At 71.3% G+C, this 15,032-nt stretch carries 12 protein-coding genes; 10 read left to right on the top strand and 2 right to left on the bottom strand.

What is annotated here, in order from left to right; translation table 11 throughout:
• Positions 1 to 8: 8 nt before the first annotated feature.
• The 8 genes from tal to ACWIHT_RS13740 all read left to right on the top strand — a co-directional run bounded on the left by tal (position 9) and on the right by ACWIHT_RS13740 (position 10,371).
• On the top strand, positions 9 to 1,154 hold the full coding sequence (tal, locus tag ACWIHT_RS13775) for a transaldolase (RefSeq protein WP_456167698.1): 1,146 nt from the start codon (positions 9 to 11) through the stop codon (positions 1,152 to 1,154).
• Positions 1,151 to 2,722, top strand: a complete 1,572-nt coding sequence (gene zwf, locus ACWIHT_RS13770) for a glucose-6-phosphate dehydrogenase (protein WP_456167696.1) — start codon at positions 1,151 to 1,153, stop codon at positions 2,720 to 2,722. The genes tal and zwf overlap by 4 nt, the downstream gene beginning before the upstream one ends.
• A complete protein-coding gene (opcA, locus tag ACWIHT_RS13765; protein WP_456167694.1) occupies positions 2,719 to 3,654 on the top strand; it encodes a glucose-6-phosphate dehydrogenase assembly protein OpcA in 936 nt (311 codons plus the stop codon). The genes zwf and opcA overlap by 4 nt, the downstream gene beginning before the upstream one ends.
• Entirely contained in the window at positions 3,647 to 5,314 is a 1,668-nt protein-coding gene (pgi, locus tag ACWIHT_RS13760; protein WP_456167692.1) for a glucose-6-phosphate isomerase, read from the top strand. Before opcA ends, pgi begins: the two co-directional genes overlap by 8 nt.
• Position 5,315: 1 nt before the next feature.
• Complete coding sequence (gnd, locus tag ACWIHT_RS13755; RefSeq protein ID WP_456167690.1) at positions 5,316 to 6,191, top strand: phosphogluconate dehydrogenase (NAD(+)-dependent, decarboxylating); 876 nt, start codon at positions 5,316 to 5,318, stop codon at positions 6,189 to 6,191.
• Between the two features lie 7 nt (positions 6,192 to 6,198).
• Complete coding sequence (locus tag ACWIHT_RS13750; RefSeq protein WP_456167688.1) at positions 6,199 to 6,786, top strand: histidine phosphatase family protein; 588 nt, start codon at positions 6,199 to 6,201, stop codon at positions 6,784 to 6,786.
• Between the two features lie 97 nt (positions 6,787 to 6,883).
• Positions 6,884 to 8,347 (top strand): membrane-associated oxidoreductase, encoded by a 1,464-nt coding sequence (locus tag ACWIHT_RS13745; protein ID WP_456167686.1) that lies wholly within the window; start codon positions 6,884 to 6,886, stop codon positions 8,345 to 8,347.
• 215 nt (positions 8,348 to 8,562) lie between these two features.
• Positions 8,563 to 10,371 (top strand): hypothetical protein, encoded by a 1,809-nt coding sequence (locus ACWIHT_RS13740; RefSeq protein WP_456167684.1) that lies wholly within the window; start codon positions 8,563 to 8,565, stop codon positions 10,369 to 10,371.
• On the opposite strand, the gene ACWIHT_RS13735 is transcribed toward ACWIHT_RS13740, so the two are convergent.
• Positions 10,368 to 12,452, bottom strand: a complete 2,085-nt coding sequence (locus tag ACWIHT_RS13735) for a tetratricopeptide repeat protein (protein WP_456167682.1) — start codon at positions 12,450 to 12,452, stop codon at positions 10,368 to 10,370. The genes ACWIHT_RS13740 and ACWIHT_RS13735 overlap by 4 nt on opposite strands.
• 78 nt (positions 12,453 to 12,530) lie before the next feature.
• Positions 12,531 to 12,974, bottom strand: coding sequence for a PPOX class F420-dependent oxidoreductase (locus ACWIHT_RS13730; protein ID WP_456167680.1), 444 nt, complete (start codon positions 12,972 to 12,974; stop codon positions 12,531 to 12,533).
• Positions 12,975 to 13,049: 75 nt separating this feature from the next.
• Between ACWIHT_RS13730 and ACWIHT_RS13725 the strand changes: the two genes are divergently transcribed.
• Positions 13,050 to 13,634, top strand: coding sequence for a TetR/AcrR family transcriptional regulator (locus tag ACWIHT_RS13725; protein ID WP_456167678.1), 585 nt, complete (start codon positions 13,050 to 13,052; stop codon positions 13,632 to 13,634).
• Positions 13,631 to 14,989 carry an MFS transporter gene (locus ACWIHT_RS13720; protein WP_456167676.1) on the top strand — a complete coding sequence of 453 codons (1,359 nt, stop codon included), beginning with the start codon at positions 13,631 to 13,633 and terminating at the stop codon, positions 14,987 to 14,989. The genes ACWIHT_RS13725 and ACWIHT_RS13720 overlap by 4 nt, the downstream gene beginning before the upstream one ends.
• The last annotated feature ends 43 nt before the right edge of the window (positions 14,990 to 15,032 follow it).

The raw sequence follows: 15,032 nt of genomic DNA, 5'->3' as shown, positions 1-15,032 counted from the left end.
GAAAGAAGATGATCACAGTGACCGAAGTGACCGCCACCGCGGGAACACTCAAGCGCCTCTCCGACGAGGGCGTCTCCATCTGGCTGGACGACCTGTCGCGCAAGCGGATCGAGTCCGGCAACCTCGCCGAGCTCATCGACACCAAGAACGTCGTCGGCGTCACCACCAACCCGTCGATCTTCCAGGCCGCCATCGGCTCGGGAGAGGGTTACGAGGAGCAGCTCGCCGACCTCGCCGTACGCAAGGTCACGGTCGAAGAGGCCGTACGGATGATGACCACGGCCGACGTCCGCGCCGCCGCCGACATCCTGCGCCCCGTGTACGAGGCGACCGGCGGCCGGGACGGCCGGGTCTCCATCGAGGTCGACCCGCGCCTCGCGCACCACACCGCGGCGACGATCGCCGAGGCCAAGCAGCTGTCCTGGCTGGTGGACCGCTCCAACGTGATGATCAAGATCCCGGCGACGAAGGCCGGTCTCCCGGCGATCACCGAGGTCATCGGCGAGGGCATCAGCGTCAACGTCACGCTGATCTTCTCCCTGGAGCGCTACCGCGAGGTCATGGACGCCTACCTGGCCGGTCTGGAGAAGGCGCGGGCCGCCGGTATCGATCTGTCGACCATCCACTCCGTGGCCTCCTTCTTCGTCTCCCGTGTCGACTCCGAGATCGACAAGCGCCTCACCGCGCTGGCCACGGACGAGGCCCTCGCCCTCAAGGGCAAGGCGGCGCTCGCCAACGCGCGGCTCGCCTACGAGGCGTACGAGGACGTCTTCTCCTCGGACCGTTGGACCGTTCTCGCGGGCGCCAAGGCCAACAAGCAGCGCCCCCTGTGGGCCTCGACCGGCGTGAAGGACCCGTCCTACAAGGACACGCTCTACGTCGACGAGCTGGTCGCACCCGGCACGGTCAACACCATGCCGGAGGCCACGCTGAACGCGACCGCCGACCACGGTGACATCCACGGCGACACGGTGACCGGCGGCTACGCGCAGGCCCGCGCCGACCTGGACGCCGTAGAGCGGCTGGGGATCTCGTACGACACCGTCGTCAAGCAGTTGGAGGACGAGGGCGTCGCCAAGTTCGAGGCGGCCTGGACCGATCTGCTGGGTGCCGTCGCGAAGTCGCTGAGCGGGAAGGGGGGCGACGGGGAATGAGTGAACAGGCTCTGGCCGTCGAGCAGTTGGCGGATGCCCTGGCCGTCGGCTGGGACAACCCGCTGCGGGACGCCCGTGACCGTCGGCTGCCGCGCATCGCGGGGCCGTCCGGTCTGGTGATCTTCGGTGTCACCGGTGACCTGTCCCGCAAGAAGCTGATGCCGGCCGTCTACGACCTGGCCAACCGGGGCATGCTGCCGCCGGGCTTCTCCCTCGTCGGGTTCGCCCGGCGGGACTGGGAGGACCAGGACTTCGCACAGGTCGTGCACGACTCGGTGCGCGAGCACTCCCGGACCGAGTTCCGCGAGGAGGTCTGGCAGCAGCTCGCCGAGGGCATGCGGTTCATCCCGGGCGACTTCGACGACGACACCGCGTTCAAGCAACTGCGGGCGGCCGTAGACGAGTTGGACACGTCCCGGGGTACGAGCGGCAACTACGCGTTCTATCTCTCCGTACCGCCGAAGTTCTTCCCGAAGGTCGTCAAGCAGCTGAAGAAGCACGGGCTGGCGGACGCTCCGGAGGGGGCGTGGCGGCGGGCGGTCATCGAGAAGCCGTTCGGGCGCGATCTGAAGAGCGCGCGGGAGCTGAACAAGATCGTGCACGAGGTGTTCGACCCGGACCAGGTGTTCCGGATCGACCACTACCTCGGCAAGGAGACCGTCCAGAACATCCTGGCGCTGCGCTTCGCCAACCAGATGTACGAGCCGATCTGGAACCGGTCCTACGTCGACCACATCCAGATCACGATGGCAGAGGACATCGGCATCGGCGGGCGTGCCGGGTACTACGACGGCATCGGTTCGGCGCGTGACGTCATCCAGAACCACCTCCTCCAGCTCATGGCGCTGACCGCCATGGAGGAGCCGATCGCCTTCGACGAGGAGGCGCTGCTCACCGAGAAGCTCAAGGTGCTCAAGTCGGTGCGGCTGCCACGGGAGTTGGGCGAGCACACGGTGTTCGGGCAGTACGCGGAGGGCTGGCAGGGCGGCGAGAAGGTCGTCGGCTACCTCCAGGAGGACGGCATCGACCCGCAGTCGAAGACCGACACCTACGCGGCCGTCAAGTTGGAGGTGGACAACCGCCGTTGGGCGGGCATCCCCTTCTATCTGCGCACCGGCAAGCGGCTCGGCCGACGCGTCACGGAGATCGCGGTCGTCTTCAAGCGCGCCCCGCACTCCCCCTTCGACTCCAACGCAACCGAGGAGCTGGGCCAGAACGCGATCGTCATCCGCGTCCAGCCCGACGAGGGCATGACGGTCCGGTTCGGCTCGAAGGTTCCGGGCACCTCGATGGAGATCCGGGACGTGTCCATGGACTTCGCCTACGGCGAGTCGTTCACGGAGTCGAGCCCTGAGGCGTACGAGCGGCTCATCCTGGATGTGCTGCTCGGCGACGCCAACCTGTTCCCGCGCCACCAGGAAGTGGAAGAGTCCTGGAAGATCCTCGACCCGATCGAGGAGTACTGGGCACAGAACGGCAGGCCCGCGCAGTACTCCTCGGGCAGTTGGGGGCCCCAGGAGGCGGACGAGATGCTCGCACGAGACGGACGGAGCTGGCGCAGGCCATGAAGATCGACCTGAGCGACACCACGGCAAGCAAGATCAACAAGGCGCTGGTGCAGGGTCGCCGCGACATCGGCACCCCTGCCGTGGGCATGGTCCTGACGATGGTCATCGTCACGGACGAGGAGAACGCCTACGACGCGATCAAGGCGGCCGAGGAGGCCTCGCACGAGCACCCCTCGCGCACCCTGGTCGTCATCAAGCGGCAGGCCCGCACCCCGCGGGACCGGACCAATTCGCACCTCGACGCCGAGGTCAGGGTGGGCGCCGACGCGGGCACCGGCGAGACGGTCGTGCTGCGGACCTACGGCGAGGTGTCCGACCACGCCGACTCCGTGGTGCTGCCGCTGCTGCTGCCGGACGCGCCGGTCGTCGTGTGGTGGCCGGTGGAGGCCCCCGAGATCCCGGCGAAGGACCCGCTGGGCGCCCTCGCGCAGCGCCGGATCACCGACCTGTACGCGGCGACGAACCCGCTCGAAGCGCTGGACGCCCGCGCCCGTTCCTACGCGCCCGGCGACACCGACCTCGCCTGGACCCGGCTCACTCCGTGGCGCTCGATGCTGGCGGCGGCCCTCGACCAGGCCAAGTCCAAGATCACGTCCGGTGCGGTGGAGAGCGAGGCCGACAACCCGGCCGCCGAGCTGCTCGCGCGCTGGCTGGAAGCCCGCCTCAAGGTGAAGATCGACCGCGTGGTCACCGACGGGCCGGTCATCACGGCCGTCCGGCTGGGCACCGGCGCCGGCGACGTCGTCATCGACCGCCCCGACGGCCCCCTCGCGACGCTGTCCCTGCCCGGGCAGCCCTCCCGCACCCTCGCGCTGAAGGTCCGCACCACCTCCGAACTCATCGCCGAGGAACTGCGGCGCCTGGACGCCGACGAGATGTACGCCATCGCCCTCCGGGCCGAGGGCACCAAGGAGACCCCTTCCCATGTCTGACTCCCCCAAGCTCGTGCGGCGGCCCGAGTGGACCGCTCTGGAGGACCACCGCGCGGCTCAACCGAACCCGCAGTTGCGCGAGTTGTTCGCGGCGGACCCGGAGCGCGCGGAGCGGTACGTGGTCACCGTCGGCGACCTGCGCATCGACTACTCCAAGCACCTGATCACGGACGAGACCCTCGCCCTCCTCCAGGAACTCGCCACCGCCACGGACGTGTTCGGCCTGCGGGACGCCATGTTCCGCGGCGAGAAGATCAACGTGACGGAGGACCGCGCGGTCCTGCACACCGCGCTGCGTGCCCTGCGTGACGCGGTCGTAGAGGTCGACGGCGAGAACGTCGTCCCTGCCGTGCACGCGGTGCTCGACAAGATGGCCGGCTTCGCCGAGCGCGTCCGCTCCGGCGAGTGGACCGGGCACACGGGCCGCCGTATCCGCAATGTCGTCAACATCGGCATCGGTGGCTCGGACCTCGGTCCGGCGATGGCGTACGAGGCCCTCCGCGCCTTCACCGACCGCGAGTTGACGGTCCGTTTCGTGTCGAACGTGGACGGCGCCGACCTGCACGAGGCCACCCGTGACCTCGACCCGGCGGAGACGCTGTTCATCGTCGCGTCGAAGACCTTCACCACGATCGAGACGATCACCAACGCAACCTCCGCGCGGACGTGGCTCCTTGAGGGGCTGGGCGGTGACGACAAGGCCGTCGCGAAGCACTTCGTGGCGCTGTCGACCAACGCCGGCAAGGTCTCGGACTTCGGCATCGACACGGACAACATGTTCGAGTTCTGGGACTGGGTCGGCGGACGCTACTCCTTCGACTCCGCCATCGGGCTCTCCCTGATGATCGCCATCGGCCCGGACCGCTTCCGGGAGATGCTCGGCGGTTTCCACCTCGTCGACGAGCACTTCCGCACCGCGCCCGCCGAGTCCAACGCGCCACTCCTCCTTGGCCTGTTGGGCGTCTGGTACGGCAACTTCCACGACGCCCAGTCGCACGCCGTGCTGCCGTACTCGCACTATCTCTCCAAGTTCACCGCCTACTTGCAGCAGCTGGACATGGAGTCCAACGGCAAGTCGGTGGACCGGGACGGGAATCCGGTGGAGTGGGGGACCGGGCCTGTGGTGTGGGGCACCCCGGGAACCAATGGCCAGCACGCGTACTACCAACTCATCCACCAGGGAACGAAGTTGATCCCGGCGGACTTCATCGGCTTCGTCAACCCGGTCGCCGAGCTGAGCGACGGGCTCAAGGCACAACACGACCTGCTGATGGCCAACTTCTTCGCGCAGACGCAGGCGTTGGCGTTCGGCAAGACGCCCGACGAGGTGCGCGCGGAGGGTGTGCCGGAGGAGCTGGTCCCGCACAAGACGTTCAAGGGCAACCACCCCACGACCACCGTCCTGGCCCGCGAGTTGACCCCCTCCGTGCTCGGCCAGCTCATCGCGCTCTACGAGCACAAGGTGTTCGTTCAGGGCGCGGTCTGGAACATCGACTCCTTCGACCAGTGGGGCGTCGAGCTGGGCAAGGTCCTCGCCAAGCGCGTCGAACCCGCCCTCACCGAAGGCGCGGACGTGCCCGGGCTCGACTCCTCCACCGCCGCGCTCGTGGCCACCTACCGCACTCTCCGTGATTCGCGGAACTCCCAGGAAGTGAACTGACATGCAGCTCGGACTGATCGGCCTCGGCAAGATGGGCGGCAACATGCGCGAGCGCATCCGCCGCGCGGGCCACACCGTCATCGGCTACGACCGCAACCCCGAGATCTCCGATGTGAAGGACCTGGCCGAACTGGTCGACAAGCTCGAAGCGCCGCGCACGGTCTGGGTGATGGTCCCGGCCGGTGCCGCCACCCAGTCGGTCGTGGACGAGCTGGGCGAGCTCCTGGAGCCCGGTGACGTCGTCGTGGACGGCGGCAACTCCCGTTGGACGGACGACGAGAAGCACGCCGAGGAGCTGGGTGCCAAGGGCATCGGCTTCGTCGACGCGGGTGTCTCGGGCGGTGTGTGGGGCCTGAAGAACGGCTACGCGCTGATGGTCGGCGGCGACGCCGAGAACATCGCGAAGGTGCAGCCGGTCTTCGACGCGCTCAAGCCGGAGGGCGAGTTCGGGTTCGTGCACGCCGGCAAGGTCGGTGCCGGGCACTTCTCCAAGATGGTCCACAACGGCATCGAGTACGCCATGATGCAGGCCTACGCCGAGGGCTGGGAGCTCCTGGAGAAGGTCCACTCCGTCACGGACGTGCGCGAGGTGTTCCGGTCCTGGCAGGAGGGGACGGTCATCCGTTCCTGGCTGCTAGACCTGGCCGTCAACGCCCTCGACAGCGACGAGCACCTGGACAAGCTCAAGGGCTACGCGGAGGACTCCGGCGAGGGCCGCTGGACCGTCGAGGCGGCCATCGACAACGCCGTGCCGCTGCCCGCGATCACGGCCTCCCTCTTCGCGCGGTTCGCCTCCCGCCAGGAGGACTCGCCGCAGATGAAGATGGTCGCGGCCCTGCGCAACCAGTTCGGCGGCCACGCCGTCGAGACCAAGTAGGCGCGCCGTGGGGGATCTTCTGCTGGTCCGCCACGGCGAGACGGAGTGGAGCGTGTCGGGCCGGCACACCAGCTGGACCGACCTGCCCCTCACCCGGCACGGCGAGGAGGAGGCCAAGTCCCTCGCCCCGCTCCTCGCCGGCCGGACCTTCGCACTCGCCCTGACCAGCCCGTTGGACCGTGCCATACGCACCGCCGAACTCGCGGGCGTCACCGGGGCCGCACCCGACCCCGACCTGCACGAGTGGGACTACGGCGGCTACGAGGGCGTCACCACCGTCGACATCCACCGCACCCGCCCCGACTGGTACCTGTGGACCGACGGCGTGCCGCCGGGCCCCGCCGGGCACCCGGGCGAGTCCCCGGACGAGATCGGCGCCCGGGCCGACCGGGTGCTGAAGCGGGTGGACTCCGCGCTCGACGACGGTGACGTGGTCCTGGTGGCGCACGCCCACTTCCTGCGTGTCCTCACGGCACGCCGGTTGGGCCTGCCGGCGGCGGACGGCCGGCTGTTCCAGCTGGCGACCGGCACCGTCAGCCGCCTCTCCACCGAGCACGACCGGCCTGTCATCGCGGAGTGGAACACCCGACCGTAGTGGCACAACTCCCCGGCCCGGACCGCGCGTTGAAGCGCGGCCCGGGCCGCGGTCGTCCTCTGTGCGCACGACAGCCGCCGGGCTAGAGTCCCTCCCGATGGAGATCAACGATCTGACACCGGCCGAGGAACAGGTGTGGCGGGCCTTCCCGTTGGGCGAGTCCGTGGACTTCCGTACGGCGCAGGACGAGGACATCGCCCTCGGCGGCGACTGGGGTCCCGAACGGACCGTACGCGCCGCGGTGTTGCGGGCGCTGCTGCTCAACGGGCCGCAGGAAGCAGGGGAGATAGCGTCCCTCAGCCTGGCGGGCGCCCGGATCACCGGCCGGCTCGACCTTCAGTACGCGACGATCGACCACCCCGTGCGGCTGCGCTACTGCCACTTCGAGGAAGTGCCCCGCTGCTACGCGGCCCGGCTGCGCGAACTCAATCTCGGCGACTCCTTCCTGCCCGGACTGACCGCGCACGCGATGCGGGTGGACGGCGTACTGCGGCTGACCCGGGCCAAGTTCCGCGGTGTGGTGCGGCTCGCGGAGGTCAAGGTCGCCGGGAGCCTGTTCATGGAGGGCTCGGAGATCATCGCCCCGGACGCCGAGGAACCGGTCCTCCAGCTCAACCAGGCCTCCGTCGGCGACGACCTCCGGGCCGCCGGACTGCGCACCCAGGGCCAGATCCGGCTCAGCGGCGCGAGCGTCGCCGGGTCGGTCAACCTCAACACCGCGCACCTCTCCCACCCCGGGAACTCCGCCATCGACGCCGAGGTACTCGTCGTCGCGGGCAACATCCTGTTCCGGCACGCCCGGGTGGAGGGCTGGGTCGGACTGCGCGGCGCCCGGATCGCGGGCCGCCTCGACCTGTCGTACAGCACCCTGTCGAACCCCGGCCACTCCGTGCTGCTGGCGAGCAGCGCCGGCATCGGGGAACTCTGGCTGCGGGAGAGCCCGCCCGTCGAGGGCGGTGTCGTGCTGCGCAGCGCCCAGATCGACGTGCTGCTGCTGGAGCCGCGGGTGGTGCCGGGCAAGGTGTATCTCACCAGCCTCGTCTACACCTCGCTCATCCCGCACGAGCCCGCCGAGCGCCGCCTCGCCATGCTGGAGCAGGACGGCGACGGCTATGTCCCGCACGCCTACGAGCAGTTGGCCCTCTCCTACCGACGCACCGGCGACGACTACGCCGCCCGCCGCGTCCAACTCGCCAAGCAGCGCCGCCTGCGCGCCACCCTCCCCCGGTACAACCGGATCTGGGGCTACGTCCAGGACGTCACCGTCGGCTACGGCTTCCGCCCGCTGCGCGCCTGCGCCTGGCTGCTGTCGCTGCTGGCCATCGGCTCCCTCGCCTACGGCCTGCACCACCCCCACGCCCTCAAGGCGTCCGAGGCCCCGCACTTCAACGCGGTCTTCTACACCCTCGACCTGCTGCTGCCGGTGATCTCCTTCGGCCAGGAGGAGGCGTTCGCGCCGACCGGCTGGTACCAGTACCTGGCGTACGCCCTGATCATCACCGGCTGGATCCTGGCCACGACGGTCGTCACCGGTGTGACCAGGACCGTCAGCCGGCAGTGAGCCGCCGAGCCGTTCAGCCATGACGTTCCCGTTCCCGGAACATCCGTCCCCCGGCGGGGACGTGGCACGACGCCAACCGGGGTAGGACGGTGAAGAGGCCGACGACAGCGGCCTCCGCGCACCCGCGCCGCCCGTAGGGGCCCCCGCGTGCACCGGCCGATTTCAGGGGCGGCCGGCGCACGCGGGCCCGGGGCCGACTATCGTTGCCCGATCACATGCGCGGAGGGTGGTCGAGGGGCGTGGCGGGGGCCGAGTGGATACGGGTGCCGGTCGGCGCCGACGCCGGGCGGTGGGCCACGCGGGGGCGTACGCGCAAGGTGCTGTTCGTCGTGCACAACGTGACGTCCGCGACCCGGCTCCTGGACGTACTGCCCCTCTTCCACGACGACTTCCGAGTGCAGTCGCTGGTGACCTGCACGGAATCGTCGGCTTTCCGGGCCGGGGTGAACGAGTTGCTCGCGGAAACGGGGGTGCCGGTACTGCCCTGGGAACAGGCGACGGCAACTCCGGTCGACTTGGCGGTCTCCGCGAGCTTCGGCGGTCAACTCCGGGCAATTTCAGGCGTATTGGCCGTGATGTCCCACGGTGTCGGATACACTAAGAGGCTAGGGACACCCAACACCCAACACCCAACACCCAACACCCAACACCCAACACCCAACACCCAACACCCAACACCCGGCGGCGAGGTGGCGGAGGTCGAGGTTCCGGTGTTCGGGTTGTCGCCCGAGTGGTTGCTCGACGAAACCGGCCGACCCGTCGCCGACGCGCTGGTGCTCTCGCACCCGGAGCAGGTGGAGCGGCTGCGTGCCGTGTGTCCCGAGGCGGCGCCCGCGGCCGTACTGGCCGGTGATCCCTGCTGGGACCGCATGCTCGCGGCGCGCCCGTACCGGGAGCGCTACCGGCGGGCGCTCGGCGTCGGCCGGGCGCAGCGGCTGGTCGTCCTCAACTCCACCTGGAACCCGGAGTCCCTGTTCGGCGACGGCCCGGCCTCCGGCGACGACGTACTGCCGTCCCTGCTCCCCCGGTTGACCTCGGAACTCCCTCTCGACGAGTACCGTCTCGCCGCCGTCCTGCACCCCAACATCTGGTATGGCCACGGCCCGGGCCAGATCCGCGCCTGGTTGGACCGGTCCCGCCGCGCCGGACTCACCCTCGTCGACCCGCTGCACGGCTGGCGCCAGGCGCTGCTCGCCGCCGACGCGGTCATCGGCGACCACGGCTCGGTGACCTACTACGCCGCCGCGCTCGGCACCCCCGTCCTCCTCGGCGCCGCACCCCTCACGGGCCTCGCCCCCGACGCCCCGGTACACGCCTTCGTCCGTACGGCACCCCGCCTCGACCCCGCACTCCCGCTGCGCCCCCAACTGACCCAACTCATCGACACCCACCGCCCGTTGCCCACCCCGGCCGCCTTCACCAGCTCCGTCCCCGGCGAATCCGCCACCCGCCTCCGGCGCCTCTTCTACGGCATGATCGGCATCCCCGAGCCGGACGCGCCCGCGCTGCTCGAACGGCTCCCGCTCCCGCCGTTCGAACCCGCCGTGCACACGGTCCCGTTGCGGGTGCTCACCCGGCTGCCGGGCAGCGCCGAGGTCTCCGTCGTCCGGTACGCGGGCCCGCACCCGGTGCCCGACGGCACGGGCGAGTCCCACACGGCGGTGCACGAGGACACTCGCGAGCAGGACCAACTGTCCCTGGCCGACGTGGTGTTCCGGTACGGCGCGGCAGACGATCCGCGCTTCGGCCCACCCGCGCTCTGGACGTCCGAAGTCCTGGCCCGGCACCCGCGCTGCGCGCTCGCCGTCTACGTCACCGGCCCCGCCGCGTGCACGGCCCGCACCTCGGACGGCACCCTGCTGCTCCTTCGCACCGAACCGCCGTCCGACGCCGACCCGGTCGCCTGCGCCTCGGCCCTGCACGCCTGGCTGTCCAGCGGCAAGTCGCTGCACGAGGCCGTGGCGCAGGGGCTGACCGTGCACACGGGCGGGGCCGTGCACCGGGTGCGGATCGCCCTCGGCTAACTCTCGCAGCGCTCGCGCAGGACGCTCAGATACGTCAGGTGCTGTTCCGCCTTCTCGTCGCGCAGGGCACCGGCCGCCTCGTCGATCAGGGCGCGCGCGGCCGTGAACTCGCCCTCGGTCAGGCGGGTTTCGGCCAGGTCGGTGAGGGTGCGGGCGGTGTTGTAGGCCTCGCCGCTCGCGCGGAAGAAGGCCAGCGCGTGTTCCAGGCGGGCGACGGCCTCGGTGGGGCGGCCCATCCCGCGCAGGGCCCGGCCGCGGTGGCGTTCCAACAGGGCGCGGGCGCGCGGCAGATCGGCGGCGCCCTCGTCGTCGGGACCGATGCCGTCCAGGATGCCGTAGGCCTCGTCGAAGGCCGAGTACGCCTCGGCGAACCGCCATTGACGCAGCCGGAGCAGACCGAGGAACTCGACGGCGGAGGCGTGGCCGCGCACATGCCCGGCCGCCCGCTCCTCCCGCGCGGCGGCGAGCGCCTCGGGCTCGGCCTCGTCCCAGCGCCGCAACTCCATGAGGCTGTGGGCGAGTTGGGCATGGAGGGCACCGGCGCCACGGGTGCCGGGGAAGTGGGCGTCCGCCGTGCGCGCCCCGGTGCGCAGCGCGGGCAGCAGGACGTCGTGGTGGCCGGCCTTGAGCTGGAGCGGCCACAGGGTCTGGCCCAGCAGGACGACGGTGTCCCAGTCGCCGAACTCCTCGGCGGCACGCACCGCTTGGACCAGGTTGGGGGCTTCGGCGGCCAGTGCGGCGACGCCCGTTCCCCGGTCCGCGTACGACAGCGGGGTGGGCGCGGAGGGGACGCGCCAGCTCTCCGGCAGTGCCGCCTGTGCGGCGGCGAGGCCGAGGTGCACATAGTGCTGGACGGTGCGGGACACGGCGGCGGAGCACGCGGCGATCCCGTCGGTGGCGGCGGCGGTGCGTTCGGCGTGGGCGCGGACGGCGGGCCGGTAGCGGTGGCGGCCGTCGTCGGTGCGCTCGACGAGCAGGGCGTCGGCCAGTTCGCCGAGGAGCCGGGCGGCCTCGGGTTCGTCGGTGTCCGCCGCGCGTGCCGCCGCTGCGGCGTCGAAAGCGGGCCAGTCGTAGAGGCCGGTCAGGCGGTGGAGGCGGGCCGCGTCGGGGGCCAGCAGGCGGTACGAGTCCTCGATGGCCGACGTCACCGGGTCGGTGTCCGGTCCGGCAAGTGGCTGCGGCGGGGCGGTGAGCCGGGGTGCTGCGGCACGCAGTGCGTAGGGCGAGCCGGCGCAGCGGTCCAGTACGGCGGGCAGCGTGGCGCGGGCGGCGGTGACCGCGGGCCCGCCGACGAGTTCGGTGAGGAGTCGTCGCGCGTCGCGGCGGGTCAGCGGGCCGACCGGGATCCGTAACGCGTCGAGGCCGACGAGCGGCTGCCGGGCGACGACGAGGGTGACCACGTCCGCGGCCGAGGCCAGCAACGGCTGTACCTGGGCGCCGGATTGGGCGTGGTCGAGGACCACGAGGGCGCGGCGGTCGGTCAGGGAGGCCCGGAACAGGGTCGCCCGGTCGGCGGCCGAGGGCGGTATCTCCTCGTCGGGCAGGCCGAGTTGGCGCAGCAGGGTGGTCAGGACCGGTTCGGGGCCGAGGGTGCGCAGGTCGGCGTAGAGCTGCCCGTCGGGGAAGCGGGCCGTCTGCCGTGCGCCCCAGTGGTGGGCGAGGGTGCTGGTGCCGATGCCCTCGGGTCCGTGCAGGAGGACCAGCCGTGGGCGCCCGCCGAAGGGGCGCCTCGCCTCCTTGTCCAGGAGTTTCAGGGCCTCCTGACGGTCCGTGAAGGAACGGGGCGCCGGTGGGAGGCAGTGCCGTCCCGGGCCCGTGATCCGGCCCGGGGTACGCACGCCGCGCGCGAACCGGGTCCAGATCAGGGCGAGTTCGGGGTCGTCGTGGACGCGGTCGTGGATCATGCGGGCGACGGCGTCGAGTTCGTCGGGGGTCGCCGGTGCGGGCACCTCGCGCCCGGCCAGGCGGCGGACCAGTCCACCGGCCGACTCCCAGGCCAACTTGCCGGCCTCGCTCGCCATCCCGGAGCCGACGGCCCCGAACACGGCGGCGATGGCGCTCATGGACACCGGATCGATCACCTCGTGCACTCCCCCGTCGTCCGCACATCGCCGTGTCGCGGATCAACCTTAGCGCCGGGGACGGGAGGTGACGATCGGTCACCCCAGGTTGGCGCCCTTCGGGATCCCGTACACCCGCTCCACCCGCAGCCGCAGCACGAGCCGACGGTCCCGGACCATGGCCGCCCGGTACTCGTCCCAGTCAGGATGCTCGCCGAGGACGTCGCGGTAGAGCCGGATCAGTTCCTCGACGGTCTCGTCGTGCGGGTCCGTCGCGACCGGGGTGAGGTCGGCCGCGCCCTCGGCGACCGTGTACGCCCACCGGTCGGCGCTGGTCACGTGGTAGGAGGCGCGGGGGTCGCGGCGCAGGTTGCGGGTCTTGGCGCGGTCGTCGGTGATCGAGACGCGGAGGGTGCGCTCGTCGGGGTAGTAGGCGTGGCTGACGTTCGAGAGCTGGGGCCGGCCGTCGCTCTTGAGGGTGACCAGCACCCCGGCGTGGCCGTCGGACAGCAGCTGGAGGAGTGGGGCGTCGTCCTGAGTCATATCGACGACAACGAGTACCGCGCGTCCGTCATTCCCCAGTAGACACTGTCTACCACCAGCTGGTAGACAGTGTCTATGAGTGATGCGGAAGCAGCGGGACTGCGGGACCGGCTCGTCGACGTCGGTGTGGAGCTGGTGGCCGGTGAAGGGGCGCAGGCGCTCACCCTGCGGGAGATCGCCCGGCGGGCGGGTGTCTCGCACGGGGCGCCGCGCCGGTACTTCCCCACCCACCTGGAGCTGCTGTCCGCCATCGCGCGGCGCGGCTTCGCCGACCTGGGCGAGCGGGCGGCGGGTGCGATCGGGGACGGTACGGCGGACTCGCGCGCGCAGGTGACGGCGCTGGGGCGGGTCTATCTGGAGTTCGCGCTCGACAACCCCGGCATGTACGAGTTGATGTTCCGTCATGATCTGCTGGAGAGCGGTCACTTGGGGCTGCGGGAGACCAGCCTGCCGCTGTTCGGCGTGCTCGTGGGCCTGGTAGGGCGGGCTCGTCCCGACGTGGACGCCCGCCTGGTCGCGGGCGCGTTGTGGGCGAACCTGCACGGCCTCGTCCAGCTCTGGCGCTGGGGCAGCCTCCAACTCGCCATCGGCGCCGACGACTTCGTACCCCTGCTGCGATCCGTCCTCGACGCGCACCTCGGTCCGGAGGCCACCCCGTGACGGCGCGTCGGCGGCTCGTGCTGGCGAGCAGTGTGGCGGGCGCCGCGATCGTCGCCCTGGACGGTTCCGTGCTCACCGTCGTACAGCCCACGTTGCAGCGGGAGTTGGGGGCGTCGCTGGCGCAGGTGCAGTGGACGAGCACCGCGTATCTGGTGGCCGTGGCGAGCCTGTTGGTGTCGGCGGGGCGGATCGGGGACCGGTACGGGCATCAGCGGGTGTTCGCGCTGGGCATGCTCGGTTTCGGGGTCGCCTCGGCCGGGGTCGGGCTGGCGCCCGGGGTCGGCTGGGTGATCGGACTCCGGGTCGTGCAGGGGGTGTTCGGGGCGCTGCTCCAGCCGGCCACGCTCGGCATGCTGCGGGCCGCGTTCCCGCCCGACCGCCTTGCCATGCCGATCGCCGTGCGGACGAGCGTGATCGGGGTGGCCGCGGCGGCCGGACCGCTGGTGGGCGGGGCGTTGGTGGGCGCGGTGGGCTGGCGGGCGGTGTTCTTCCTCCATGTCGTGCCCTCGCTGGTGTTCGGCGTGCTCGCCCTCACCGCGCGGGAGCCGGAGCGGCCGGAGTCGCGGGACGTGCGGTTCGATCTGCCGGGGGCCCTGCTGCTCGCGCTGTCCCTCGCCGCGCTCGTGCAGGCGCTGGCGGATCCGCGCGGTTCGGCGGCCGGGCTGGTGGTGTCCGTGCTCGCGGGCTTCGCCTTCGTACGCCATGAGCGTCGTACGGCGCATCCGCTGCTGCCGCCGGACGTCGTCGGGTCGGCGGCGATCCGTGGCGCGCTCGGTCTGCTGCTGGCGGTGTCGGCCGCGTTCTCCGGAACCTTGTTCGTCGTCACCTATGTCCTTCAGGACTCGATGGGGCTGGGACCGTTCCAAAGCGCCCTGCGCGGGCTGCCGTTGGCGGCGGCGATGGTCCTGGCCGCGCCCGTGTGCCCGGCGGTACTGCGCCGGGTCGGGGCGCGTCGTACGGCCGGAGCGGCGGCGGTGGTCGTGGCGCTGGCCGTGCTCGTGCTGTCGCGGGCCTCGGGGACGGTCGCGGTGTGCGGGGGATTCGCCCTGCTGGGGGCCGGGTTCGGGACGGTGATGGTGGCGGCGACGCAGGTGGTGGTGCGGGCGGCGGCGGTGGAGTCCGCCGGGGTGGCGGGCGGGCTCAAGCAGACCGCGGTGAACGTGGGACCCACGCTCGGGGTCGCCGCCGGAAGCGCGCTGCTGGCCGCGAGCGGGTCCGCGACAGCCCTCTCCGTCCTCGCCGGAGTGGCCCTGACCGGTGCTCTCGCGTGTCTCGTACTGCCCGGCCGGACAGTCGCGTCGCTCACACATCACGGCGTTACAGGAGACCGCGCAGGTGTTCCTGCGCGACGATGAGTTCCGAGGTGTCCGGGGCCGGGTATGCGGGACCCCACCTCGT

Source organism: Streptomyces sp. NPDC002276 (assembly GCF_053891435.1).
Note: the sequence above shows the minus strand (reverse complement) of the source record. Positions and strands in the feature narration are given on the sequence as shown.